Consider the following 865-nt stretch of genomic DNA (forward strand, 5'->3'; position numbering starts at 1 on the left):
AGCAGAATCGAGCCGATGCCTTCGCCGCTCTTGTGGATGCGGTATCCGATGGCCACACAGTCGGCGTCGCGGGCGTGCTTGACCTTCACCATCTCGCGCTTGCCCGGAAGGTACGGGCCGTCGAGCCGTTTGGCGATCACCCCATCGAGACCCGCGCCCTCGAACGTCGTCAGCCACTGCGCACCCAGCTCGGGGTCTTCGGTGGTGCGGGTGACATGACACCAGTCCTTCTCGTTCACCGACTCGAGCAAGGCTTGACGACGGACCCGGAACGGTTCCTTCAACAGAGATGTGTCGCCGCTCGCCAGCGCGTCGAACCCGATGAAATGCGCCGGCGTCAGCGCGGCCAGCTTCTCGACCCGGCTGGCCGCCGGGTGCAGCCGCAGCTGCAGCGCCTCGAAGTCCAGCCTGCCGTCGACGGCGATCACGATCTCGCCGTCGATCACGCAGCGCGCCGGGAGTTCGGCCAGCGCAGCAGCCACCAGCTCGGGGAAGTACCGCGTCATCGGCCGCTCGTTGCGGCTGCCCAGCTCGACCTCGGGCCCGTCACGAAAGCAGATCGACCGAAACCCGTCCCACTTCGGCTCGTACGACGCCCCCGGCGGAATCTCAGACACCGACTTGGACAGCATCGGCGACACCGGCGGCTGCAGGGGGAGCTCCACGCTGCTCATAATGTCATCGCGCCCGACAAGAATGGGGCGATGCGCCTGCCCGTGATGCCGCCGGTGTCGCCGATGCTGTCCAAGTCGGTGTCTGAGATTCCGCCGGGGGCGTCGTACGAGCCGAAGTGGGACGGGTTTCGGTCGATCTGCTTTCGTGACGGGCCCGAGGTCGAGCTGGGCAGCCGCAACGAGCGGCCGAT

Annotated in this window: 1 protein-coding gene and 1 pseudogene; one reads left to right on the forward strand and one right to left on the reverse strand. The window is 67.2% G+C overall.

The annotated features are described in order from the left end of the window. Positions 1 to 674 (reverse strand): ATP-dependent DNA ligase (locus tag A5651_RS26395; protein ID WP_156662720.1); only part of this gene is annotated, 674 nt, incomplete at its 3' end. 30 nt (positions 675 to 704) lie between these two features. Here A5651_RS26395 and ligC point away from each other — a divergent pair. Further along, positions 705 to 865: pseudogene (gene ligC, locus A5651_RS26400) on the forward strand (ATP-dependent DNA ligase); the annotation flags it as partial.

Origin of the sequence: Mycobacterium sp. 1274761.0 (assembly GCF_001668615.1) — a bacterium.
GTDB lineage: Bacteria > Actinomycetota > Actinomycetes > Mycobacteriales > Mycobacteriaceae > Mycobacterium.